We start from the raw sequence: 24,347 nt of genomic DNA, 5'->3' as shown, positions 1-24,347 counted from the left end.
GGGGAAAGCCATGACACTGCCAGAGCTCCCCCTTTCGACTCCCTCCCTGCTCTTCCCCGCCATCTCGCTTCTTCTGCTGGCGCATACCAACCGCTTTCTGGGGTTGGCCACTGTCGTCCGTGGCCTGCATGCCAACTGGCAGGCAACTCAGGAGCCCATGCTGCTGGCACAGATTCGGAGCCTGCGGAAACGCATCCGCATCATCAAGCACATGCAATCCATGGGCGTGCTGAGCATGATGTTCTGTGTGGCCAGCATGACCTTGATTTTCTTCGGGCAGCAGCCCGGCGGCCAGATCACCTTTGGCATCAGCCTGCTGCTCATGCTGGCATCTCTGATTCTGACCTTGGTGGAAATTCAAATGTCCGGCACGGCACTGGATCTGCACCTGCAGGACGTGAAATGCCGGGACGAGTAGGCAAAAGAAAAGCCCGGCTTGTGACCGGGCTGATCGCGAAAAGTATGCAGGCAGCTCTGCCTAGCTGGGGTCCTTGATGATCCGGCGCAGCAGCGGAAAGAGAGCGTCTTCACACTCCTTGCGCTTGAAGCGCAGCTGGCGCTTCACCAGCGGGTTGCCAAACATGCGGTGGCTGTCCTGCACACGTCCTTCAAGGATGTCCATCCAGGTGGCGTTGGAGGCATCCAGCGCAGCCGCCAGGCTCTGATCCAGCACCGGCATGCGCAGCACCAGATCCTGCGGCCGGATGATCTCGTCCAGCAGTTCGGAGGAAACCGGACCGTCTTTGAGGCTCACCACCACGATGGAGGGCGCTTCTCCAAAGATGGAGGTGCGCCACTGCTTGATGGCAGGCAGCGTCGCGGCCTTGGCGGTCACAGGGTGAATGGGCAGCCAGTGAAGGCCGTCATCCTCACGCAGACTTTGGATGATCTCAGGGTTCAGATCACGCCCCAGGATGTCCTGACAGCTCGCCGGCAGATCCGCCAGAACAAGCTTTCCATCCATCGCCGTCTCCACGATGCGACGCATGGAATCCACATTGTCGATGGGCATGGACTCAATCTTGTTGGGAGAAATCTTCTGGAAGTCACGGTTGCCCAAAGCATCACAATCAAACATGGCCACGTCATCGCGCTCTTCAAAATTAGCCAGTTCGTAAATAAGGCGGGCAATCGTGCTTTTGCCGGTGCCCCCGCTGCCAGCGGTGATAAGAATCATCTTCATAGGGTGTTGCGGTAGCTTATCGGGTGATTGGTTCAAAGGAAAAACGGAGAGCGGTTTCACTCTTTCTTCCGTCATGGCAGCCTGCACCTCCCGCTGCGGTGCTGACATCAGCGGTGTCTGCTGCGCTTGCTGGGCCACCACCGTGCTGCGCGGCGGCGTTGTGCTTTGAATCCGCCCACCACGTTGAAAAGCCGTCCCCAGATAGCAGAAAAACTGCCCCGGCAGTTCTCTGTTGCCTATGGCCTCCATGTTGTAGCCGGAAAGGCTGAACGTGCCATCCTGCAAGGTTTGCCAGAGGCGGCTGAGCTGTTCGTCAATGTCACCCCGCAGATCCGAAAACGGCTTGCCTGGTTCCACGGCCTCCCGGATGACCACCGGAGATCTTCCCAAAGTCAGGCATTCAGCCGCAGACTCCAGGGCGACCGTAAACTCTGGCAGGCTGTCCAGGCGTATGTCCAGCATCTTGGAGTCATGCGCACTTTCCCGCAGCCCGGGCAGGCGCAGCAGAATATGCTCTGGATCCAGCGCCAGCCCCAGCACCGGCACTGCCGCAGCCTGTTCGCGCAAACGGTTGTGCAGCATCAGGACTTCGATCTCTGTCAGCCGGTGCCGGTGGGCCAGCAGCCTCGAAAGTCGGACGGAGATCACCGGCATGCGCGACCCTTCGGCACGCCCATACACATGCGGTGTGGTCCGCTGGAATGGCAGCAGCGGATGCCAGCGCTCATTCGCAAAAAGCTGCGACATCATGTTGGAGCCGCGCAACCCGCGTGTCACAGCCGCAGTTGCCATCAGCATCAGCCCTTTGATCTGCCCCAGAGTCAGCAAAGTGCTTCCCGCAGACTGCCACTCCCGGAGATGCGTCAGCAATGACGAAGGCACTTTGGCCGCCACTGACGCGCTGATCGGCTCGGTCGGATGGCCTTTGATCAGCATCGCGCAGACCTGCAACACTCTTGAGGCGATCTCTGCACGCCCGAGGGGTCGCGTCTCAAAGCGGTCCACAAACAGCTGTAAAAAATCCTGCTGCCAAAGCCCCACACGGCAGCTCAGCGGATCGACAAATGAAACCGCCTCAGGCAGGAAGGACTCCAGCGCCTCCAACTCCACCGCCAGTCTCCATACTAGGATGCACGCGATGCCTATCGGCAACGGACCAACTCGGCTGCAGTACTGCCTCACCCCCTCGCCTGGCGCACTTCCCAGCATCACATTCGTCTGCGTGCCCTCGTTGAGCATGTCCAGCACACGAGGCAGCGAAGGAAAATAAGCACCCAGCATGGACGAAAGCCAGACCGTCTCCGCGCGCATGAAAGTCTGCTTCACCAGCCATGGTCCACCCGTCGGGCTGAATTCTTCATACCCGGGCTGTGCTTGGGAGAGCGATGAGGGTTGAGGTTTGATCGGAAGAGCGGTTTTCACGATCAAGGACCGAAGCGGAGACATTACAGAGTGACTGAGATGATTTGAATTACTTTAAGCAGACGTTGTTCCATTACACGAATAAGATTAAACGGAAGACGAATCTTCTGTAACGATTTCTGTGGAGAAATTCTGAAAAACCACGCATTCCCTAGCTTTCCACATTGCTTGTTTTGAGATGGATCAGAATTTTGTTTTCAGATCCTCTCCGTGCCTGTGTTTTTTTGTCAGGCACATTCACTTCGGCCCTGCTCAAACTCTAAGCTCAGCGATCCGGCGCATAACATCATCTGCAAGGGACTGGTAGAGTTCTTTGCCGGACTCCTTGTAGCTTTTCAGATCAGGCTGCCAGAGATCGCCGACCACAAGCGTGATCTTGGCCGGGCGCAGTGTCTTGGCCCCTCTCGGAAAAGCCTCATGCGTGCCAAACAGCCGAACGGGCAGCACAGGTGCATTGCCCTTCGCGATGAACAGCCCCACCCCTGCTTCGGCAGCCCGCGGCACACCGTCGTAGCTGCGTGTGCCTTCAGGAAACATCACCACCTTTTTGCCGTCACGCAGCAGACGTATCGTCGCCTTGAGCGAAGCCGCGTCAGGCTTCTCACGGTCCACTGCAATCACCTGCCAGCTTCGCAAAATCATTCCTGCAAGCGGATGATCAAAAAGCGTTTTTCGGGCAAATGAGTAAACCATCTCGTCAAACGCGATTCCCACAAGCGGAGGATCCAGAAAGCTCACGTGGTTGCATGCGACGATTGCTGGCCCGGAGAACTGCAGTTTCTCAGCACCCACCACCCGGTAATCAAACAACCCGAGGGCAAGCTCGCGAAAGATGCGACGACAGAGCCAGTAGGAGAGGTTCATCATCCGTTCTCGGTTAGGTCAGTTGCAATGCCGCGATCACCTGATCTACAGCCTCCTCAAGAGTGATGTGGGAGTTGTCGATGACGATAGCTCCTGCGGGAATCACAAGCGGGCTGTTCTTGCGTTCTTTGTCCATGCGGTCCCGCTCGGCAATCTGATCCGTCAGCCCCTGTGCTCCACGACGGCTCGCGCGCACCTCTTCGCTCGCATCAATGTAGATCTTGTGCGGGCTGTCAGGAAATACCACAGAGCCGATGTCCCGCCCCTCCATGACCAGGGGGCCGGTGGCCGCAAGCGCGCGCTGGTCAGCCACAAGGCGGTCGCGCACTTCACCCACACTGGCGATCAGTGAAACCGCACGATTGACGAGATCGCTGTTGAGCTCCGCATCCGTCAGCGTCCGCCCGGAAATGCAGATCTGGATTTTCCCTTCCACAACGGGCGATTCGATGACGACGTCAGCCGCAGCAGCACGCACCGCATCGGCATTCTTCGGGTCCACTCCAGCCTGCAGCACCGCCCAGGTCATGGCACGGTACATGTTGCCCGTGTTGACGTAGGTCCGGCCAAGCCGCTGCGCGACAAGACGTGCGATGCTGCTTTTGCCTGAAGCAGCAGGCCCGTCTATCGTGATCACAGAAGCTGCCACGCTCATGATTTGTCACGGTTCATTTTGTCCACCAGCGGCTGGGGAACTGAGGACACAACCGGGATCGGCCGTGCACCGGCGTCCCCATTCAGGAAGAGGTCCAGATGACGCTCAAAACCCGGGTACGAGGTGGAGATGCACTCAGCCCCCTCCAGCGTGGTGGTGCCTTCGGCAAACATCCCCGCCACTAGAAACGCCATGGCGATGCGATGATCTCCGTAGCATGGCAGCGTGGCTCCATGCAGCTTGGCCCCACCCTCGATTTCCATGCCATCTGGGTGCTCCGTCACTGTGACCCCCATCAGGCGCAGGTTGGAGGCCACCGCCGCGATTCGGTCCGTCTCCTTTACCCGCAGTTCGGAGGCGTCGCGGATCAGCGTTTTGCCCCGGGCCAGCGCAGCCGCTACCGCCAGAATGGGCAGCTCATCAATGACGTTGGGGATTTCCGCCCCGCCAATGACCGTGGCGTTCAAATCACCTCCGCGGACAGTGATGTTGCCCCTGGGCTCGCCTTCCGAATGCGTCTCAGAATTCGTGACCTGGGCCCCCATGCGCAGCAGCACGGTGATGATTCCGGTACGGGTGGGATTGAGACCCACATTCTTGAGGGTGATCTGGGAGCCCGGCGAGGCAGCGGCAGCCACCATCCAGAACGCAGCACTGGAAATGTCCCCCGGCACGGTGATGTCGTTGGCCTTCGGCTCCTGTCCGCCATAGACGCTGACACAGTCGTCCTCGCGCAGCCATTTGATGCCAAAGTGGGAGAAGAGACGCTCAGTGTGATTACGCGTAGCCACCGGCTCCACGACCGTCGTCTTGCCTGCGGCGTAGAGTCCGGCCAGCAAAATGGCGCTTTTCACCTGAGCACTCGCGACGGGCAGCTTGTAGTAAATGGACTTCAAGGCAGACCCCTCAATGGTGAGCGGGGCGCAAATTTTCTCTCCTTGGCCGGTGATTTTTGCCCCCATCTGGCCCAGAGGATCCGCAACACGCTTCATGGGCCGCTTCGAGAGAGAAGCATCGCCAAACAGCTCGGTTTTGAAGTCCTGCCCAGCCAGGATGCCCGAAAGCAAACGGATGGTCGTGCCCGAGTTGCCACAGTCCACCGGCTTCTCGGGAGCCTTCAGCTTCATGCCGTTGCCAGTGATCGCCAGCTTCACCAGCCCCACTCCCTCCACCTCTTCCAGCGGCTCCATCGTGGCGCCGAGCGCCTGCATCGCATGCACCGTGCAGAGGCAGTCTTCGCTGGGAAGAAAGCCGTCAATGATGGTGGTGCCCTTCGCGAGTCCGGCAAACATCGCGGAACGGTGGGAAATGCTTTTGTCACCAGGGACGGTGATTTCGGCAGGGATACTTTTGAGTTTCTTCGACGTGAGGCTGGCCATGATCTTCAGACCGCCGGAAGGAGGTCGCGCAGGGCTTTGGCCTGCGCGAGAAAGCGGCGGAGGGCTTCTTCGTCCATGCTCTCGAGCATTTCAAGAAACTCTCTCAGGACAGATGATGCATCTTGCAGGGCAGCCATGACCTCAGCGCGGTTTTGCATGAAAATCCCCGCCCACATGGCCGGATCCCCCCCCGCCACACGGGTCGTGTCACGAAAACCGCCGGCAGAGCTGTCCAGAACCCGGGTGTCCTTGCTCAGGGCCGCCAGCGTCGTCAGCACGGCCATGGCGTGCGGCAGGTGCGAGACGCGCGCCACGCAGTGGTCGTGCTGCTGCGGCGTCATTTCCTGCATGCGGCAGCCAAGTTTGACCCAAAACATGCGCAGCCTTGCAAGATGCTCCGGCCTCGTGTGAGCTGTCGGCGTCAAAATGCATGCCGCCTGGTGAAAAAGATCCCCCCGAGCATTCGCCAGGCCGGTGCGCTGCGAGCCCGCCATCGGGTGGCTGCCGAGAAAGGCCGCCTTGGTGGGCAGAAAAATGGCCTCCAGTTCGCTCACCACACCGCCTTTCACACTGCCGACATCTGTCACAATCAAGTCCTCGGCAAGCTCACACAGCGCCATCTGACGGGCAATATCTGGCATGTGCTGGATCGGCATGCACAAAACCGCCAGAGAAACTCCCTGCATGACGGCAGAGATGTCCTTGCTGGCGATCACCCCCGGAAGAACTTGCCTCACCTCCTCCACGGCCTCATCACGCCGCGCCCAGACACGCACCTCCACTCCGGGCATGCGCTGCTGGATCGTTTTGGCCAGTGACCCGCCAAGCAGGCCGGGACTGAAAATGGCAATGGAACGTTCGACGGACACGAAGGGTATGCAAAAGAGTCAAATCCTAAAGCCCTGAGATCAGGCCACAAGCACCCGCTCAGGTCACACCAGCCCCCGCCCAAGATAACATAAGGTGGGACGGGGAGACGGCTCAGGGCACACGGAACACTTTCCCAGTGTAGGGGCAGCGTGCTTTTTGGCCAGACTGGAAGTCCCGGACATCAATCGCCTGCCCATTCGGATCAAACGGGCTTTTGACAAAGCCTGGCTTGCCAGCAATGCGCGTGGCGAACGGGATCTCGGCGGGTGCTGTCGGAGCTGGCGCAGGAGGCGGGGTGCTTCCTGGAGGAGTCACAGAAACAGGAGGCGGGGCCGTCGTGTTTCCTGTCGTAGGCGGGGCCGTGACGTTGTCACCCGTCACAGGGGCATTCGGGTCAGGGGTCTGCACCGCTGCAGCGTTCGGGTCTGTCAGATCGACCTTGTCAAAATACTGAGACTGCTCCTGCGGGACGCCATAGCGTGGTGGCACATCCAAAGACCGCCCACGCCCGCCTCCAGGAGGCGGTGGATTGGGGCCAGGGCATGCGGTGAAGCCGGCGGCGGTCATTATCAGCAAGGATGCCTGCAGAGAGCGTTTCATGGCGTGTTGATTGAAGAGAGGAGGGATCAGGCGTTCACACGCATGGGCATCAGCACATACAGGAAATTGGTGCCGCTGCGCAGCACCCCTGGGCTGATTTCATCAATGAGGTGCAGATGCACTTCATCCGCGCTCAGATTGCGCAGCGGTGCCATCGCAAATTCCGGATTAAACGCGATGGTGATCGAAGCCCCCTTGTAGTTGATGGCCACCGTCTCACGCGCCTCTCCGACATCCGGAGACGTGGCGACGATTTCCACGCTGCCAGGGGTGAAGATAAATTTGATCGAGTTCGACTTTTCAGTGACCAGAAGGGACACACGTGAAATGGCACGCAGGAAAGCCTCGCGCTCCAGAGGAATGCGCTCCTTGGACTCCCCAGGGATAACCTGCCGGTAGTTCGGGTAGTTGCCGTCGATGAGCTTGCTCACCAGCAGGCTCTCGCCCAGGTCAAAACCCACCTGCGAGCCGGTGACACGGATGGCAACCTCGCCGGAGTCTCCCAGCAGACGGGAAAGCTCATTCACAGCCTTGGTCGGCACAATGATATCGATCTCCTGGCTCTGCGGAAATTCCAGCTCCTGCTCGACCATGGCCAGACGGCGGCCGTCCGTGGCCACCATTGTCAGGGCATTGTCTTTGAAGGCAAACAAAATGCCGTTGAGGACATAGCGCGTCTCATCCGTGGAAATGGCATAGCTGGTCTTGCGCAGGCAGTCGCGCAGCACCTGCTGCTCGATGCGGAACTCGCGTGCGTCATCAAACCGGGGCAGCGCGGGGAATTCCTCGCTCGTCAGGCCGAGCACCTTGAAATAGCTGGGGCCGCTGCGGATGGAGGCCACGTTCTTTTCGTCCACCTTGACCTCGATTTCCTCGGCCGGCAGCTCACGCACGATCGTGGCCAGACGGCGGGCTGGGAGGGTGGTGGCGCCAGGCTCATCCACCTCGGCGGGAACCGAGCAGGTCACGCCGACGTCAAGGTCCGTGGTGGTAAGCTCGAGCCTCCCATCCTTCGCCTTGAGCAGCACATTGGAGAGAATGGCGAGCGTGGTGCGCGAACTGACCACATGCTGAACCTGGTTGATAGCATCCAGGAAGGATTCTTTGCTGATGGTAAACTTCATATAAAATGCCTGCTATGGGTCGATTTGTTAACAAACCCCGATGAAACGGCAAGGATATTGAGCGGAAAAATCCGGGTGTCTAACTGCAATCTGACTTCCTTCATTTTCTTCGGGCCTGTCATTTCATGCGCACAGAGGGTCAACGCGCCGCATACTCTCACAGATTGTCAGAGCTGCCGCCTCAAAAAATTGAAACTCGCAGATTGTGCAGGGCAGCTTCGCTGGCAGGCCCTCAGTTTTGGCACTGCTCGATGGTTTTTGGTTTCACCATCAGAAAAACGGCACGCGGTTTGGTGGAGCATAGCGGGTTCGAACCGCTGACCTCCTGCATGCCATGCAGGCGCTCTACCAACTGAGCTAATGCCCCGGAATTAAAAAAAACCGGCTCCCCTGATTTGGGGAGCCGGAGACTAGCAAAGAGCGGTGCTTTGACAAGTGCTATTTCTTCTTCTTTGCATCACCACTCTTGGTGGGGACGGGATCCTGCACCGTTGCGGCGGCAGGAGCGGCTGCAGCCTGGGGCTTCGGCAGCTTGTCATAGATCTTTTTCGCTTCGGTGACTTCCTCGGGCTTCATCTTAGCTTCGAGCTGCTTGATCACGTTTGCGGTGACATCCATGTCGGCCTTGTTGCCGCTCTTCTGGGCGACTTCGTCAGCCTGCATGGCGTAGGCCCAGGCACGGGGAAGTTCTGGGGTGCCAGGAACCACACCGACGGCATACAGGTTGGCCAGGCGAAGCATCGCCAGGGCCACACCCTGCTGGGCTGCATCTGCATAGTGACCAGCGGCCACCATGCGGCTCTGGCGCACGCCTGCACCCTGCTCATAGAGGATGCCAAGAGCGATCTGCGCAGGGGCAAAGCCCATGTCTGCGGCGCGCTGGTACCAGCCTGCGGCTGCCACCACGTCCTGGGTCACTCCGGTGCCGTTGGCATAGAGACCGGCAAGGCGGTTCATGGCCTGGGCGATGCCTGCGGTGGCGGCCTTCATCAGGAAGGTGAATGCCTTGGCAGGGTCTTTGTCCACCACGGTGCCGGTTTCATAGTAAACGCCGACGTTGTAGAAGGCTTCGGCCAGGTTGTTCTGGGCGGCGAGGCGGTAGAGGTCCAGGGCGCTCTTCGGATTGGGCTGGATCAGGATGTTGTCCTTGTCGTCACGCTTGCCTTTCGGGTCTTTGATGATGCCCGTTTCAAAGGCATTGCCGAGGCGGAAGAGAGCCTGCGGGTCGTTGCCGTTGGCGGCCTTGGTGTAGTAGTCGAATGCCTTGACCACGTCCTGCTTCACATCAGCGCCGTCCTGACCGACACCGTTTTCATAGATCTGACCGAGGATGCGGTTCGCAGCAGCAAGGCCCTTTTCAGCAGCCTCGTTGAACATCTTCAGTGCAGCCTGCACGTCCTTGGCCACAAGCTTGGGGCTCTCCTTCGTGTCAGGGTCGCCGTTCAGCAGGCGGGCACCATAGGTGCTCAGGGCCACTGCGCTGCCCTGCTTGCCGGCTTCGATGAGGTACTCAAGAGCCTTCTTCTGGTCCTGCGGGACGCCTTCCACTCCGGCGGAGTAGATCTGGGCCAGTCCGAGGGTCGCTTCACCGTCACCGGCTTTCTCACCCTTTTCCAGAAGCTCCTTGGCTTTCACCGGGCTCTTCTCCACCACCACGAGGCCTTTGTCACCTTCGGTCACGCCCTGCAGATGCAGCTGGGCCAGCATGCGGCGGGAAACCTTGTTGTCTGCGGCTTCAGCTTCCTTGATCAGCTTGATGGCTTCCTTCACTGCGTCCGGGTTCTGCGCACCGGCCTGCATCAGCACCTGGGCGAGTTCGGATTTGGCAAGGATCTGTCCTTTGTCCGCAGCCTTGCGGAAAAGAGCGGCGACTTCATTGATGTTCGCACCGCTGAGCACTCCCCAATGGGCCAGCGCGTAGATGGCGTCTTTGTCATCCTTCTGCGCCAGTTCGCGGATTTTCGCCACGGCGTCGTTGAAAGACTTGTTCACGTCAGGGCCTGCTCCTGGGTTGGCCTGAACCTTGTCCTGATCAGCCTTGAGAGCTGTGAGAATGTCGGTGAACTCTTTGGATGCTCCGGGCATTTCGGCAGTGTCGATGCCAGCGACCGCGACGAGGGCCGCGAGTTTAAGTTTGAGGGCTGTAAGTAGCATATTGGTTGTTATTGAGAGGGGCGTTTGATCCGGTCGTTCCGGATATGTTCATTTTTCACCAGGAACCACAGACACATCAAGCTTTTGATAAAAGTATATTATTGGGTCGCACAAAATCTCACACACAAATTTCTGAGGGGGTGTCGTTGACGCGGTTTTTTCAAAACGACCGAAATCATCCCAAAACAGGCAAAATTCGGCCTTGTCACGATTGAGCACGTCATTGACGCAAATCCTCAGCCCTCCATCCTGCCCGCTCTCCATGGCCGAAAATTCCACTCCCACCGCGACATCAGACACACCGCCTAAAAGTGGTGCCGAGCCTGCCAAAAAGCGGGAGAATTTCAAAAAACGCAACGAAGTCCCCTCTGCAGAAGAGCTTCTCGCTTCCTTCAACCGCGCCCTCCCTTTCAGTGACGAAGCTGAGAAAGGCGTCCTCTCCTGCCTCCTTCAGGACCCCCTCGAGCGCCTCAGCGACTGCCGCGTCAACCTCCCCGCTCTCGCCTTCTATCATGACGCCAATCGCACCGTCTATGAGAAGCTCCTTGAGTTCTACGACAAGAACCTCCCCGTCGACCCCGTCACCCTCACTCACGCCCTGCGTGAGCAAAACCTCCTCGACAAAGTCGGTGGCGCCGCTGCCATCTCAGAGCTCTTCGCCTTCGTCCCCATCCCCTCCCACTTCCCGTACTATAAGAAGATCGTACTGGATAAGCACATCCTCCGCGAGCTCATCCATGCCAGCTCCCTCAACATCCATCACTCCTATGAGCATGGTAAGGAGCAGATGGATGAAAACATCGACACACTCATCGACCACGCCGAGCAGCGCATCCTCGCCGTCCGCGAATCCGTCGGCGCCAAAGAGGGCATCAAGACGCTTTCCACCCATGTCATGGATGCCATCGACAGCATCCAGTACATGCTCGAGCATCCCGGCCAGCTGCGCGGCCTCTCCACCGGCTACAGCAAGCTGGACGCCATGAGCTCCGGCCTCCAGGGCGGTGAAATGTTCGTCATCGCCGCCCGTCCCTCCATGGGCAAGACCTCCTTCGCCATGAACGTCGTCGAGCACATCGCCGTGGACTGCAACATCCCCTGCGCCGTGTTCAGCTTGGAAATGAGCGCCACCATGCTCGTCCGTCGTCTTCTCGTCTCCCGGGCGCGCCTCAGCATGCAGGATCTCTCCCGCGGCCTGCTCTCCCGAGCTCAGCAGGATGCCCTGGCCAAGGCCACCCGCGACCTGCAGAAAGCCCACATCTTCATCGATGAGACCCCAGGCCTCGACATCATGGAAATGCGCGCCAAATCACGCCGCCTCAAAAAGCAGCACGGCATCCAGATGATCATGATCGACTATCTCCAGCTCGTCACCTCCCAGAGCCGCCGAGCCAAGGACAACCGGCAGATTGAAATCGCCGAAATTTCCGCCGGTATCAAAGGCCTCGCCAAGGAGCTCAATGTCCCCATCATCGTTCTCGCCCAGCTCAACCGCGCCGTCGAGTCCCGCAAAGGCCAGCGCCCCGTTCTCTCTGACCTTCGTGAGTCCGGCTCCATCGAGCAGGACGCCGACATGGTCGGCCTCCTCACCCGCTCCGACTACGCCGGCGCCAAGATGGAGGTCGAAGACGAGGAGGCCGAAGAGAAAAAGAAGGGCGAGGCCATGCTCATCCTCGCCAAAAACCGAAACGGCCCCACCGACGACGTTCTCCTCCGCTTCATCGACCACGCCATGCGTTTCGTCGAACGATTCGAGGAGCCAGAGTCTCCTTAAAGGCCTACTTCTTCAGCAGATCTCGGATTTCCGTGAGCAGCACGATGTCTGCGGCAGGCGGAGGTGGCGGCGCGACCGCCTCCTCCTTCTTCATTTTGGCCAGGAGTGTGTTCACCGGCTTCACGATGACAAAAAAGATCACCGCAGACGTGATCAGGAATCCGATCACCGCATTGATGATCATGCCGATGTCGAGCATGTTCGCCGTTTTCTCCCCCTTTTCATTGATGAACTCGCCGATCTTGATGCCCAGCGAGACATTCGGATTGCCGCCTATGGCTTTGAGAATCGGCTCGATGATGCCTTTGGTGAAAGCGGTGACGATGGTGCCAAACGCGGCTCCAATGATGACCCCCGTGGAGAGATCAACGACATTGCCTTTGAGGATAAAAGCTTTGAATTCTTTAAGCATGGCGGTGTGGAGGGTGAAGTGAACGTGGCCGGTTTTGAAACCAGCCACGTTTTAACCCCTTCAGCAGGCATCAGGCCAGCATAAAATGCGCTCAGACCTCCTGCGCGACCTGCCAGCTCTCCTGGTCCAGGTTCTCTTTCAGATGGCGGTAGCTGCTGGCGATGCGCTCACGTGCCATCCGGCCAAAGAACCGCACCAGCCTCACCAGCCGGTCGATTTCCACGTCTGGCATGGATGAGTCATTCACCCGGCTTTGCGCATGCGCCAGCGTGCAGCCCCACACAAACAGTTCGGCCCCCACATCCACGAAGTGCCCCAGCAGCACCTGCCGCCTTTCCAGCTTGGGGCCGTTCAGCGCCATCGCCAGAAACAGGCGCCGCGCCAGCACTCGGCTCTGCCGCGCTATGGCATCCAGCTCAAACTGCAAAGCCGGGTGCAGCAGCTCCTTCACATCTCCGGCCCCCAGCGGCAGCCACTTCCTGGGATACCACCCGGCGTAAAACCGCGCGGCCCGCAAGGCGGCCTTGGCACGCACCTTCCACGGCAGGGTCGGATTCACCGCATCCGCCCCCAGGTTCAGGTGGGGCTCCAGCGCCTCGCGCGCGATGAACAGCCTCATGATCTCGCTGCTGCCTTCAAAGATCGTGTTGATCCGTGAGTCACGGAACAGCCGCTCAACCGGTTCGGGCACTTCTCCTCGTGCTTTCAGCGAAGCCGCCGTCTCAAATCCCCGCCCCCCTCGCATCTGCATCGTGTCGTCCATGATGCGCCAGGACTTCTCGCTGCCCCACAGCTTGCCGATGGCAGCCTCAAGCCGCACGTCCGCATGCTTGTCACGGTCCACCAGGGCCGAGACATAGCGCACGATGCTCTCCATCGCGAAGGTGTCGGCGGCCATGCGGCTGAGCTTGTCAGCCACGGCGGCATGTCGGCCGATCGGCTGGCCCCACTGCTCACGCGAGCGGGCCCAGCGTTTGCTGATATCCAGACAGCGCTGAGACAAACCGGTGCAGGCGGCGGGCAGCGTGATGCGGCCCGTGTTCAAAGTCGTCAGCGCCACCTTCAGCCCTCGACCCACTCCGCCCAGCACATTCGCCACAGGCACCTGCACGTTGTCAAAATGAATGACCCCGTTGTACAGCGCCTTGAGTCCCATGAAGCGGCAGCGGTGCAGCACCTCGACGCCGGGCCAGCTCGTCTCCACAATGAATGCGGTCGTGGCATGCGGCTTTTCCGCCGTCGGCGTTTTCGCCATAACCACAATCAGCCCGGCCTTCGTGCCGTTCGTGCACCACAGCTTTTCCCCGTTGAGGATGTAGTTTTCACCGCTCTCATCGAGTCTGGCTTCCGTCTTCATCCGTGCCGGGTCAGAGCCCACTTCGTTCTCAGTCAGGGCGAAGGCGCTTATCTCACCTTTGGCACAGCGCGGCAGATACTTGGCCCTCTGCTCTTCGGTTCCAAACAGGATCAGCGGCTGCGGCGCCCCGATCGACTGATGGGCCGAAAGCAGCGCCGCGAGGTTGCCGCAGCGGCTGCCCAGCAGCATCGCCGCCCGCGAATAGTTCGTCTGCGATAGTCCCAGACCTCCGTACCGCAGCGGGATCTTGATGCCAAAGGCGCCAATGCGCGCCAGCTCGCTCAGCAGCACTTCAGGGATTTCGCCTGTCGCGTCGATCTCATCAGGGTTCGCATGCTTGTCCAGCACCTCTTCGAGCCGGTGCAGAAATGCGTCTCCCTGATCGTGGTCCTCGACGCTTTGTTTAGGAAACGGCAGCAGCTTGTTGAAATCCGGTTCGCCGAAAAAGATGCCGGCGGCGATTCCGTTGTTGCGGCGTTCATCTCGGGCGGCCTCCGCCATTTCGAGTGCGGCACGCTGCCCCGCATTCATGCGGGAGGTGTCGATGTGGGTCCGGGCTTCGGACTTGGGTTCTTCCAGAGTGGTTTTCATGGCTTGGTTCTCCAGTTGAGGTTGGGTCAATAATCAATGATGCCCGTATCCCGGGCGAAAGTGATGGGGCCGCCGCGGAACGGCGGGTAGCCGGTGCCGAGCACCATGGCCAGATCGATGTCATCTGCGTTGCGCGCGATTCCCTCTTTGAGGCAGCGCATCGCCTCCTGGCTGATCAGCAGCGCCAGCCTGGTCTGTATGCTTTCGTGCTTCGGCAGGTCCGCATGTCTCGCAGGCGCGATCTCCTTCCCCTTTTCATATCGGTAGAAGCCCTGGCCGCTCTTCTTGCCCAGCTGCCCGGCACTGACCATCTTGTCGAGCGCATCGCTGTTCGGAAAGCGGTCTGGAAAGGCGGTGGCCAGCGTACGCGCCACATGCGCCGCCACATCCAGCCCGATCTCGTCCAGCAGGCGCATCGGCCCCATGGGCATGCCAAATTCCAGCATGGCGTCGTCGATGTCCTTCACCGGCACCCCGCTCTGGTTCAGCCGCACCGCCTCCATGAGATAAGGCACCAGGATGCGGTTCACCAGAAATCCGGGGCTGTCCTTCACAACCACGGGCGTCTTGCCGATCTTCTGCACAAAGCTCACCGCCGTGGCCAGCACATCTGCGGACGTTTCAGGAAGTGTGATGATCTCCACCAGCGGCATGCGGTGCACCGGATTGAAGAAGTGCAGCCCTATCACGCGCTCCGGATGAGGCACGCTGTGCGCCAGTTCCGCGATCGACAGCGCGCTGGTGTTTGTCGCCAGGATCGTGTCATCAGAAACACGGGCCGCCAGATCGCCAAAGATCTTCTTCTTCAGCTCCATGTTTTCCGTGGCAGCCTCGATGATGAGGTGGTGCCGGCTCAGCGGCACCTTCACATGCGTGGTGCTGATCCGGTCCAGCGTGTCACGGCCTTGCACCTGAGTCACCAGCCTGCGGCGCGTGGCGTCTGAAACGAGGCCATGAATCCGTTCCAGTCCACGCGCGAGGCTGTCGTTGGAGACGTCCGTCATGAGAACACGGACGCCTCGCGAAGCGAGTGTATGCGCGATGCCAGCCCCCATCACCCCGGCTCCGATGACAGTGGCATCGGTGAGAGGCAGCGCTGTGCCGCCCGTCACAGCACGTTTGCTGGCTTCTTCGCGCTTGAAAAAAAGATCGATCAGCCGGGCCGAGTCGCGATTCTCGATCAGTTCAGCCACGGCGTTGCGTTCCAGCAGCAGTCCTTTTTCAATCTCACCATGCACCGCATGCGTCACCACCTCGACGGCCTTCAGGATCGACGGATAAAGCCCGCGGGTCTTTTCGAGCACCTTGCGCTTCGCCATGCGCCCGATGATGGCTGAAAACAGATTTTCAAAGCGGTATATCGGTTCCGGACGCCTGCCCTGCACCAGACGCCGGGCAAGAACCTCCAGACGCTCTGCCGCCACCACATGGCTGATGAGCCCAGCACGTTTGGCGGCACTGGCATTGAGCAGCTTGCCTGAAGTGATGAGATCGAGCGCCTTGCGCACACCAATGATGCGCGGCAGCCGCGTGGAGCCTCCCCACGCAGGCAGAATGCCCAGCTGAGTCTCCGGCAGGCCGATCTTGGTGCTCTCATGGTCGCTGGCGATGCGCCAGTCACAGGCAAGAGTGACTTCAAATCCTCCCCCCATGCAGGCGCCGTGGATCGCTGCGACCTTGGGCTTGTTCAGACGTGCGAGCCGGTCAAACACAGCCTGCCCGAGCCAGATGAGCTCATTCACCCGCACAGGTTGCATGCTGCGAATGGCCTTGATGTCAGCACCCGCGACGAAAATTCGCTCCTTGGCGCTTCGCAAAACCAGGGCTTTGACACGCGTGTCATGCTCAATGACTTCCAGCAGATGGTTGAACTCACGCAGAGTCTCCTCGTTCCAGACATTCGCAGATGACTTCGGCGTGTCAAAAGTGATCCAGGCGACTCCGTCGTGATCAATGTCCAGCCGGAAATGCTTCGGCGGCACCGGATGACCGTGAATGATGTCCTCCAGCACATGGGGAGGATCGTGGATGATCGAAGGGCAGTTGTGAAAGAGTGTTTTCATGGCTTTGGGTTGGATGAGATTTCACGGACATAAATTCACAAGGCTTCGAGGCACGCCGCCATCCCCTGCCCGCCTCCGACGCAGAGGCTGACGACAGCGCGCTTCGTGTCGGTGGCATGCAGCTGGTTCAGCGCAGTTTGCACAAGACGCGCACCCGTGGCTCCGACAGGATGCCCCAGCGCGATGGCACCGCCGCAGGCGTTGATCTTCGCGGGGTCCAGCTCGCCCAGCGGAGCCTCCAGCCCCGCTCTGCGAGCACTGGCGGGATCAGCCAGGCATTTCATCACTGCAAGCACCTGCGCGGCGAAGGCCTCGTTGATCTCGAACACATCCGCATCATCCAGCTTCCAGCCGCTGCGGTGCAGCGCAGCATCCACAGCGCGCACCGGCCCAAGTCCCATGCGTGCAGGGTCACACCCGGTGGCGGCATAGCTGACGAGGCGGCCCATCGGCTTCCAGTTGTGCGCGGCGGCGGCTTCCTCCGTCGCTACCAGCAGAGCCACGGCCCCGTCGGTGATCTGGCTGGAATTGCCCGCCGTCACGCTGCCGGTCACGGTGTCAAAAAGGGGCTTCAGTTTGGCCAGCTTTTCCAGGCTGGAGTCTGAGCGAATGCCGTTGTCCGCCTCCACCATGTGCGCGCCCAGCACCGGCGCGATCTCCTGGCCCAGCAGGTGATTGGCACGGGTGGCGCAGAGGTGGCTCCTCATGGCAAAGGCGTCCTGCATCTCGCGGGAGATGCCAAACTCACGCGCCAGCACCTCGGCGGTCTGGCCCATGTTCAGGCTCGAAACCGGATCCGTCAGCCCCACCTTCAGCCCGATCACGGGCGCAAAATCCGCCGGGCGGAAATGCAGCGCGGCTTTGGCTCGGCCGGCGAAATCTCGCGCACGGCTCAGCGCGGTGAACTTTTCCACCGCCGGGCGGGAAAAATAGAAGGGCATGTTGCTCATGCTCTCCGTCCCGCCCACCACAAAGACCTCGCCCTGACCCGCGCACATCTTCGCATGCGCCAGTGTGATGGCCTCCAGGCCGGAGGCGCAGTTGCGGTGCACCGTCATGGCCGGCTTTGCTTCCGGAAGCCCGGCACGCAGCGCGATCACGCGCGCGATGTTCATGGCCTCCGGAGGCTGGCCGACGCAGCCGAGGATCGTTTCATCCACCAGCATGGGGTCGATCCCCGTGCGGGTGAGCAGTGATGAGACGGCATGGCGGCCCAGTTCGACCGCATCAAGGTGGGCGAGATCAGACCCGGCGCGGGAGAAAGGCGTGCGCACGGCGGATACAATGACTAGAGAGGGAGTTTTCATGGCTTTAGGAGCTGAGTGCCACACTGGCGGCGGCAGGTTGGTTTTTGGGCCGGTGATCGACTATTTTTTCCTCCTTCAGGAGGCGGCCGACTCCCAGTTGATCACGGAGTTCGGCAAGTGTGTGAAAGTGGAGACCGTTCGGCGTGATCTCCGTGGCTTCATGGAAACGGCGGGAAACGGCGAGCTCCAGTTCGGACTCTCGCACACCGGGTTCAGCGGTGACATGCAGATGCACCTCATCCATTTCCAATGGGTCATCGTGGCGTTTGCGCAGCTCGATCTGCCAGGCGGCGATGCCCTTCTGGTCATCCAGCAGGTGTTCAAGGAGGTTGAAGTTCACCAGCGTTCCCTTCAGCTTGTCCACATGCAGCTCGCGCACTTCACTGACCCGCGAGATCGGGCCCAGCAGCCGCGGGCAGGTGCGTCCGCAGTTGGGGCACTTCTCCCAGGTCATCCCCCCCTCGGCAATGTCTCCCGTCCTGTAACGCACCACCACCGTGCCACGCGCATCGAGAGGAGTGAAGACGATTTCACCCGGATGTCCGTCGGGAACAACATCTCCAGTTTCCGGGTTGATCAGTTCCACCAGGCCGAGGTCAGGGCTCAGGTGATAGCCGCTGGCATCAAGGGATTGCCCGACACATTCGGGAAAGGCCATCTTCGCCTCCGTGAAGCCGTAGGTGGCCATGACGTGCGTGTCAGGGCTGCCAAGCAATGTGGCCAGCTCCCGAAGACGCGCCCGCAGACCATCGGCCACTTTTTCACCCCCAAGAACAAGCCTTTTCAAATTGGGCCACTGCCTGCCGGTTTCATAGGCCTCACGCAGCACATGATAGATGAAGGTGGGCATGCCGATGAGGATGTCCGGCTGGATCTTGTCGATGAGCCTGATGTTGCCGTCGGTGCCGAGTGTTTTGCCGCCGCCGGTGCTGAGCATGAATGTGCCAAAGCCAAGCCCGGCGTGATGCGCCAGCCAGAACGCAAGATGGGGCGCGTACGGGAAGAGATTGACGTGCTTGAAATCCCGCTGCGAGCGCCCCGCGAGCATCAGCCGCGTGCCGCTGATGTTAAGGTTCTCCAGATCGTGCTTGGTATAGAGAAACGGCACGGGATCCGAGGAGCGCCCCGTGGTGCTGGTGAGCAGGATGGGACGAAACTCGGCCTCTGCCTTCTCCTTTGCAGCAGCCCGGCCATGCAGCAGCGCTGTCAGCAGCATGCCGGGCTCATGGCGGAGCGCTGTTTCATCCGGGACGAGCACAAAGTCACGCGGGTTGGCGAGATCTTTCTTTGAAGTAAACGGCACGCGGCTCCAGTCCTCATAGGATCTGATGTCTGAAGGCTGGATGGAATGCTCTTCAAAAACGCGGCGGTAATGCGCGCTGAAGGGCACGACGCGGCGGCTCAGGTACTCACGCAGTTGCGTGAGCTGCCACTCTCGCCAGGCCTCAGGCGGCGTGGCGTTCCAATCGGGTGTGTGACGGAGCAATTTCATGGCTGATTGTCTCCTGGTTGAGGTTGGTGTCTGTCTCTAGCAGGGCACGAACGGCAGGCAGCGCGGCGGTTGCGGCGTCACGACCGGCCTGCAGATATTGCCCGAAATTTTCAAAGTCATGCCACGTCGAGGTGACAAAGTGCGGATGGATCACCACATCCGCAGCAGCTTCCTCCTTGGCGATGAGGTGCAGCTGCGCGGCCATCAGAGCGCGGCGGAAGGTGTCCAGAACGTTCCCATAGGCGAGCAGGTTCACCTTCTGCCAGAAGGTGCGGAACATGCGTGAAAAAACCTGGAAGGCAGGTTTGTCCTCGGACATGAACCCGCGGTCGCTTTTGGACTCGAAGTCATCCGGCGCAGGCATCACGTTCACCGCGATGACCGCATCAAGATGGAAGCGTTTTTTCAGGATGGTCACCGGAAGGGGCTCGGAAGCACCGCCATCGGTGTAGCGCCGGCCGTTCAGGCTCACCGGAGCACAGACCGCCGGAATGGCCGAGCTGGCATGCACCGCATGCGAAACACGGCCGGAATCAAACACATGCGGAGTCAGACGGTCCAGATCTGTGGCTATGACGATCAGGGGCTTGTCCAGATCCGCAAAGGTCTTTTCACCCAGATCTCTCTCAAGGTGCCTGCGCAGCTTTTCACCGCGGATCAGCCCTTCCGAAGGAGGAATGATGTAATCCATCAGCGACTTCAGCGTGGCGCGGTCTTTGATCTCCCGTGCTCGTTCCTCGAGGTCAGCACCGCTGAGGCCGGCGGCCCAGAGGGAACCCACATACGCCCCCATGCTGCAACCGGCGATGGCAGTGATCGGGATTCCCTCTTCTTCGAGCACCTGGATCACCCCGGCATGTGCCAGACCACGCGCACCGCCGCTGGACAAAGCGAGCCCGATCCTTGGTGCCTTCCCTCCCCCTGAGCCGTGCTTTGAACTTTCTTCGGCACGTCTCCATCCCTGGAAGGGAAGTTGGAGCTGGTTGTTCATGACCTGCGGTGGTTGTTATGCTTTTAGACCCCCGCTCTGAGAAAATAATTCAAAATTAGCGATTTTTTATGCATAAATGGCTCCCATGAACGACTCCGACCTCAATCGCATGCTCAGACATGCCGCAGCCGCCCCACCTGTGGCTGTGCCGCACGCACTGGAGGCAGGCATCATGGCTCGCGTCCGCGTCGATGATGGCCGGGCAAGGCGCTGGCAGTCTTTTGTGCGATGGCTGCTGATCGTAACCGCCATCGCTGGGATCGTGACTGCAGGCATGGTGGGCTGGGCCATGGCATCACGTGACACCATCCATACCACACCACCCGCCATGGAGCTGTTTCGCACAGGAGAGCCACAATGACCTCAAGGCTCAAATGGATGCTGATTTCGGTGTTTTGCTCCGCCACTCTGGCCGGGGGAACCGCATGGCTGGTCACAGACTGGACCCTTCACCGTCATGGCGAAAGCCACGCGCATGATCACGCACAAACAGATCTGCATGCGTGGATGCATGAGCACCTCGACATCACCCCGGAGCAGCATGAGAAGCTCGAACCCATTGAAGCCGAATTTGAAACCCTTCGGGTGAAACTCAAAGACGAGTTGCGTCAGGCGGATGTATCCCTGGCCGAAACCATCCGAGATCCCCAGATGAACGAAGCAGCCATGAATGCTGCCCTGGAGCGGCTGAACAAGGCGCAGGCTGCCTTGCAGCGGGCCACATTGGATCATTTTTTTGCAATGAAACGCTATCTGCGGCCTGCGCAGGCAGCCAGACTCCTGGAGTGGACTCATGACAGCCTTGCCCGCGATTGATCCCCTGATCCTTCCGCAGGCCGGAGCTGCGGCCGAAGATGCGGCGGAAGCAGCCCACCTGCGTGCCGCCCAGGCAGGCGACATGGCCGCCTTTGAATGGATCGTGAAACAGCATGAAGAAAAGCTGTTCGGCTTCTGCTGCCGCTGGCTGCGCTGTGCCGAGGATGCGCGTGAAGTCTGCCAGGATGCTTTTGTGCGTGCATGGCAGGCGCTGCCTGAATTCGAGGGGCGGGCGAAGCTTTCAACCTGGCTGTATCAGATCGCGCTGAACCTTTGCCGTGACCGGGCCAAATCACGGGCTTCGCGGCAGCGAGACAGCACCACGACGCTGAGCGAACTCGAAAAACCTTTGCCCTGTCCGCAAAACTCCCCCGATGAAAGCGCGGAATGGCAGAGCGAGATGCAGAAGCTGGAGCGCGGGCTGGCGCTGCTGCCGGAAAAGCTGCGTACAGCACTGATGCTGAGCGCCATGGAAGGCCTGAGCCATGAGGAGTGCGCCAAGGTGCTGAACTGCTCCGTGCGCGGCACCGAAGGGCGGATCTACCGCGCGCGGCAGATGCTGCTGCAGTGGTGGAATGAGGAAGTTCAGTGAGCTGAAGCACCACGCACCGCCTTTTCAAGGCTGTTTGCGGCATCTGAGCGCCAGCCGATGACCACACGTGGCATGAGGCCACCCAAGACCAGAAAGAGGATGCAGACGGTCAGCGGCCAGCGCTCACGAGGCAGGGCGTCGGGGATGTTGATGACGTGCTTTGGCAGCACGCCGAGGAACAGGGTGTTGTAGAGACGCAGGAGGTTGATGGCATTGAAGACCGTGGCAACCAGCAGCACGATGCCGGCGCTGAGGTGGTTTTGCAGCATGCCGTGGAAGATGAGCTCCTCAGCGCAATAACCCAGCGTGCCGGGCAGGCCGACAAGGGCGAGGCCACAGATGAGGAAAAAGGTGGCAAGACGTGGTGCTTTGGCGGCAAGGCCGAGATGCATCAGAGGGTCTTCACTGGAACTTACCCGCACTTCCAGCGCACGAACGATGCAGATGAGCCCGGTGGAGGCAGCAGCCACCACCAGCCAGTGGGTGAGCGCACCGGTGACTCCTTCGATGTTGGCGCTGGTGATGCCGGCGAGCATGAAGCTGGCCTGGCTGATGCACAGGAACGCAAGGAGACGCCGGGGCTTGCTTTCTGTGAAGGCACGCAGACTGGCGATGCCTACGGTGGCAACAGCCGCCAGACTGAGGAATTCGAAGGCATTGTGTGCTGATTCTGAGAGAGAAGCGACCTCTGCGCGCGCTACAAGCACGACGCCAAGGTGGCCGTTGAAAAGGAGGGCTTTGGGCAGGAGGGGGCCATGCTCGAAGGCATGCACTACGCCTGCGTGGAGGGGGAAAAGGCCCTTGCGACAGATGACTGCGATGGTGAGAAAAGCGGCCCAGAGTGTACCATATTTGGCAAAACCAGCGGTTGATGAGGCGCTCAGAACAATCACGGCGGCGGTCAGGGCGACACAACTGGCCAAACGGATGCCGATGGTGAGGCGGGTCTCCCGCTGACTGCCGAACATGCCTAATGCAAATGGCAGGCAGGAAAGCCACCAGCCAGCGACCATGGGAACCCAGGAGGCGGCGGCGTAGGCGGTCTGCACGGAGAGGGAGATGAGCAGCATGCCGGCGGGGGCCTGCCCGGCCGCGTCACGCCTGGGAGCGATCACCATGACGGCAAGGGTCAGGGCGGCATAGAAGGCCATGGGGACGGCATTGAGGCCATCGGCCTGGAAGAAGGGCAGCCAAGGATCGTGCAGACTCCCCTGCCCTGCGGCGCGTGACTCACACGCGGCAGCCAGGAAGGCTATGAAAGCGAGTGCTGCGGCCACCGCTGCGACGCGGCGTGGATGGGATGCCTTCCAGGATGCCAGCACGCCACCGAGCAATGAAGCCAGGGCGACGGTGAGGTATGGCAGTGAAAGGTAGGGCATGAATTTGATCAGTGATCTGACGACTTCTTCGCAGAAGCTTTGGGTTCGAAAAGGGCGAGCCAGTGTGCGACAGCCTGAACAGGGGCGACGATCCAGCGCTCGACGACGGCATCATAGAAACCGCGCCCAAGAGCCAGACGGTAGAGCCAGACCTGCACAGATTGAGGCAGCAGGGATTCATAGTGGCTGCCGGTGGGGCTGAACCTGCCGCCAGCAGCGGCGTGCACGCGATGGTAGTCGCGAAGCATGGAGGGCGTGCGCAGGAACTGCAATGTGCGCAGCATGGCGTGGCTGACGAGATGGATGAGAGCGAAGGTGGACCAGCCGAGGCCGATCTCGACAAAGATGAGGCCGATCTGAGTCTGGGCTGCATAGGCAAGGGAGGTCTTGGCATCGGCACAGGTGCGATGGACGAGGGTGCCGAGGAAGGCGGTGGCCAGACCGGTGATGATGATGAGGCCGGTGGCGATCCATGAATGGCGAATGAGCGGCTCGATACGCAGCAGCAGATAAGCACCGGTGTGGATGGAGATGGCCCCATAGAAAACGGCGCTGGAAGGGGTGGGACCCTCCATGGCACGAGGCAGCCAGCCCCAGAAAGGACCTTGGGAAGATTTCCCGGCGGCGGCGATCACCAGCAGCACGGCGACGACCGCGCCATGGATGCCGGGGGCTCCCTCTGCGCCGAGCAGGCCCTCCCATGAGGTGGTGCCGAACCAGTGATGCGCCAGGAAGATGGCGAGCAGCATGAACAAGTCCGCCACACGATAGGAGGCAAAGACCCAGAGGGCATTGCGCACAGGCTCCGGCCGATACTGGAAGAAGCCAACGAGGAGCACGGAGGTGATGGCTATCGTTTCCCAGCCGACGATGAGGAGATCCAGCGAGTCAGCGGTGAAGACGAGCAGCGCGCCGAAGGTGAAGAGGTGCAGGAGAAGGAAGAAGCGGAGGAAGCCCGGGTCCCGATGCAGATAGCGCACAGAAAAGAAGGCGACAATGCTGACGAGCGCCACGGTCAGGCCCACAAGCGGCAGGGAGAGCCCGTCCACCAGCAACGAGAGCGGATAGCCATAGTGCCCGACGGTGAACCAGTCCCCCAAGCTGACCTGAATGGAATGAAGCCCCTGCGAACTCATGCCCCAGCCGATGACCACCGCCAGGAGGGCAAGAAGGAAGTAAGCCGACTTGGTAATCCGCGCCATGACGCGCTCCGCGACGCCGCCGCCCAGGAGCCAGACAAGGCTCAGCCCGAGGAAGAGCGCGCCGGGCGTGGCGATGAGAATCGGGATCAGGGTTTTAAGAGGCATGGACAAAGGCTGGAT

The 24,347-nt window shown here is 60.3% G+C and carries 21 protein-coding genes and 1 tRNA gene; 5 read left to right on the top strand and 17 right to left on the bottom strand.

The annotated features are described in order from the left end of the window. Positions 1-10: 10 nt before the first annotated feature. Positions 11-418, top strand: coding sequence for a DUF2721 domain-containing protein (locus ACFQDI_RS00900; RefSeq protein WP_377162429.1), 408 nt, complete (start codon positions 11-13; stop codon positions 416-418). A gap of 60 nt (positions 419-478) precedes the next feature. Here ACFQDI_RS00900 and ACFQDI_RS00895 read toward each other — a convergent pair whose 3' ends face one another. From ACFQDI_RS00895 to ACFQDI_RS00855, 9 genes are all read right to left on the bottom strand, one after another. Then, entirely contained in the window at positions 479-2,605 is a 2,127-nt protein-coding gene (locus ACFQDI_RS00895) for a hypothetical protein (protein WP_377162427.1), read from the bottom strand. 252 nt (positions 2,606-2,857) lie between these two features. After that, entirely contained in the window at positions 2,858-3,472 is a 615-nt protein-coding gene (locus ACFQDI_RS00890; RefSeq protein ID WP_377162425.1) for a lysophospholipid acyltransferase family protein, read from the bottom strand. Between the two features lie 10 nt (positions 3,473-3,482). Further along, positions 3,483-4,124, bottom strand: a complete 642-nt coding sequence (gene cmk, locus ACFQDI_RS00885) for a (d)CMP kinase (RefSeq protein ID WP_377162423.1) — start codon at positions 4,122-4,124, stop codon at positions 3,483-3,485. Beyond that, on the bottom strand, positions 4,121-5,503 hold the full coding sequence (gene aroA, locus ACFQDI_RS00880) for a 3-phosphoshikimate 1-carboxyvinyltransferase (RefSeq protein ID WP_377162421.1): 1,383 nt from the start codon (positions 5,501-5,503) through the stop codon (positions 4,121-4,123). Before aroA ends, cmk begins: the two co-directional genes overlap by 4 nt. Positions 5,504-5,508: 5 nt before the next feature. Continuing rightward, positions 5,509-6,372 (bottom strand): prephenate dehydrogenase, encoded by an 864-nt coding sequence (locus ACFQDI_RS00875; RefSeq protein ID WP_377162419.1) that lies wholly within the window; start codon positions 6,370-6,372, stop codon positions 5,509-5,511. Between the two features lie 112 nt (positions 6,373-6,484). After that, entirely contained in the window at positions 6,485-6,973 is a 489-nt protein-coding gene (locus ACFQDI_RS00870) for a hypothetical protein (RefSeq protein WP_377162417.1), read from the bottom strand. 26 nt (positions 6,974-6,999) lie between these two features. Next, positions 7,000-8,097, bottom strand: a complete 1,098-nt coding sequence (dnaN, locus tag ACFQDI_RS00865; protein ID WP_377162415.1) for a DNA polymerase III subunit beta — start codon at positions 8,095-8,097, stop codon at positions 7,000-7,002. Between the two features lie 291 nt (positions 8,098-8,388). Beyond that, positions 8,389-8,464 (bottom strand) — tRNA-Ala (locus ACFQDI_RS00860). Between the two features lie 71 nt (positions 8,465-8,535). Beyond that, positions 8,536-10,251, bottom strand: coding sequence for a tetratricopeptide repeat protein (locus tag ACFQDI_RS00855; RefSeq protein WP_377162414.1), 1,716 nt, complete (start codon positions 10,249-10,251; stop codon positions 8,536-8,538). Positions 10,252-10,513: 262 nt separating this feature from the next. On the opposite strand from ACFQDI_RS00855, the gene dnaB reads away from it, so the two are divergent. Further along, on the top strand, positions 10,514-12,025 hold the full coding sequence (dnaB, locus tag ACFQDI_RS00850) for a replicative DNA helicase (protein WP_377162412.1): 1,512 nt from the start codon (positions 10,514-10,516) through the stop codon (positions 12,023-12,025). Positions 12,026-12,029: 4 nt separating this feature from the next. Here the strand turns inward: dnaB and mscL are convergent, their stop codons facing one another. From mscL to ACFQDI_RS00820, 6 genes are all read right to left on the bottom strand, one after another. After that, positions 12,030-12,437: a large conductance mechanosensitive channel protein MscL gene (mscL, locus tag ACFQDI_RS00845; protein WP_377162410.1), complete on the bottom strand. Its 408-nt coding sequence runs from the start codon at positions 12,435-12,437 to the stop codon at positions 12,030-12,032. A 91-nt stretch (positions 12,438-12,528) separates the two neighbouring features. Continuing rightward, positions 12,529-14,385: an acyl-CoA dehydrogenase family protein gene (locus ACFQDI_RS00840; RefSeq protein ID WP_377162408.1), complete on the bottom strand. Its 1,857-nt coding sequence runs from the start codon at positions 14,383-14,385 to the stop codon at positions 12,529-12,531. A 26-nt stretch (positions 14,386-14,411) separates the two neighbouring features. After that, the gene (locus tag ACFQDI_RS00835; protein ID WP_377162406.1) at positions 14,412-16,448 is read right to left on the bottom strand and encodes a 3-hydroxyacyl-CoA dehydrogenase NAD-binding domain-containing protein; all 2,037 of its coding nucleotides are present in this window, start codon (positions 16,446-16,448) and stop codon (positions 14,412-14,414) included. Positions 16,449-16,483: 35 nt separating this feature from the next. Beyond that, the gene (locus ACFQDI_RS00830; protein ID WP_377162404.1) at positions 16,484-17,755 is read right to left on the bottom strand and encodes a thiolase family protein; all 1,272 of its coding nucleotides are present in this window, start codon (positions 17,753-17,755) and stop codon (positions 16,484-16,486) included. 4 nt (positions 17,756-17,759) lie between these two features. After that, entirely contained in the window at positions 17,760-19,247 is a 1,488-nt protein-coding gene (locus tag ACFQDI_RS00825) for a phenylacetate--CoA ligase family protein (RefSeq protein ID WP_377162402.1), read from the bottom strand. Further along, a complete protein-coding gene (locus ACFQDI_RS00820) occupies positions 19,201-20,238 on the bottom strand; it encodes a patatin-like phospholipase family protein (protein WP_377162400.1) in 1,038 nt (345 codons plus the stop codon). Before ACFQDI_RS00820 ends, ACFQDI_RS00825 begins: the two co-directional genes overlap by 47 nt. Positions 20,239-20,323: 85 nt before the next feature. On the opposite strand from ACFQDI_RS00820, the gene ACFQDI_RS00815 reads away from it, so the two are divergent. The 3 genes from ACFQDI_RS00815 to ACFQDI_RS00805 are packed head-to-tail and all read left to right on the top strand — an operon-like array spanning position 20,324 to position 21,646. Next, a complete protein-coding gene (locus ACFQDI_RS00815; protein ID WP_377162398.1) occupies positions 20,324-20,599 on the top strand; it encodes a hypothetical protein in 276 nt (91 codons plus the stop codon). After that, complete coding sequence (locus ACFQDI_RS00810; protein ID WP_377162396.1) at positions 20,596-21,054, top strand: Spy/CpxP family protein refolding chaperone; 459 nt, start codon at positions 20,596-20,598, stop codon at positions 21,052-21,054. Before ACFQDI_RS00815 ends, ACFQDI_RS00810 begins: the two co-directional genes overlap by 4 nt. Beyond that, positions 21,032-21,646, top strand: a complete 615-nt coding sequence (locus tag ACFQDI_RS00805) for an RNA polymerase sigma factor (protein ID WP_377162394.1) — start codon at positions 21,032-21,034, stop codon at positions 21,644-21,646. Before ACFQDI_RS00810 ends, ACFQDI_RS00805 begins: the two co-directional genes overlap by 23 nt. On the opposite strand, the gene ACFQDI_RS00800 is transcribed toward ACFQDI_RS00805, so the two are convergent. Together ACFQDI_RS00800 and ACFQDI_RS00795 are read right to left on the bottom strand one after the other, a co-directional pair. Then, positions 21,640-23,025: a proton-conducting transporter transmembrane domain-containing protein gene (locus tag ACFQDI_RS00800; protein ID WP_377162393.1), complete on the bottom strand. Its 1,386-nt coding sequence runs from the start codon at positions 23,023-23,025 to the stop codon at positions 21,640-21,642. The two genes, ACFQDI_RS00805 and ACFQDI_RS00800, sit on opposite strands and share 7 nt — an antisense overlap. Before the next feature lie 8 nt (positions 23,026-23,033). Continuing rightward, on the bottom strand, positions 23,034-24,332 hold the full coding sequence (locus ACFQDI_RS00795; protein WP_377162391.1) for a proton-conducting transporter transmembrane domain-containing protein: 1,299 nt from the start codon (positions 24,330-24,332) through the stop codon (positions 23,034-23,036). Positions 24,333-24,347 lie beyond the last annotated feature (15 nt).

The organism is Prosthecobacter fluviatilis (assembly GCF_042655725.1).
In the GTDB taxonomy this organism is placed as follows: domain Bacteria; phylum Verrucomicrobiota; class Verrucomicrobiia; order Verrucomicrobiales; family Verrucomicrobiaceae; genus Prosthecobacter; species Prosthecobacter fluviatilis.
The sequence above is the reverse complement of the archived record's forward strand: the minus strand, read 5'-3'. Positions and strand labels throughout refer to the sequence as shown.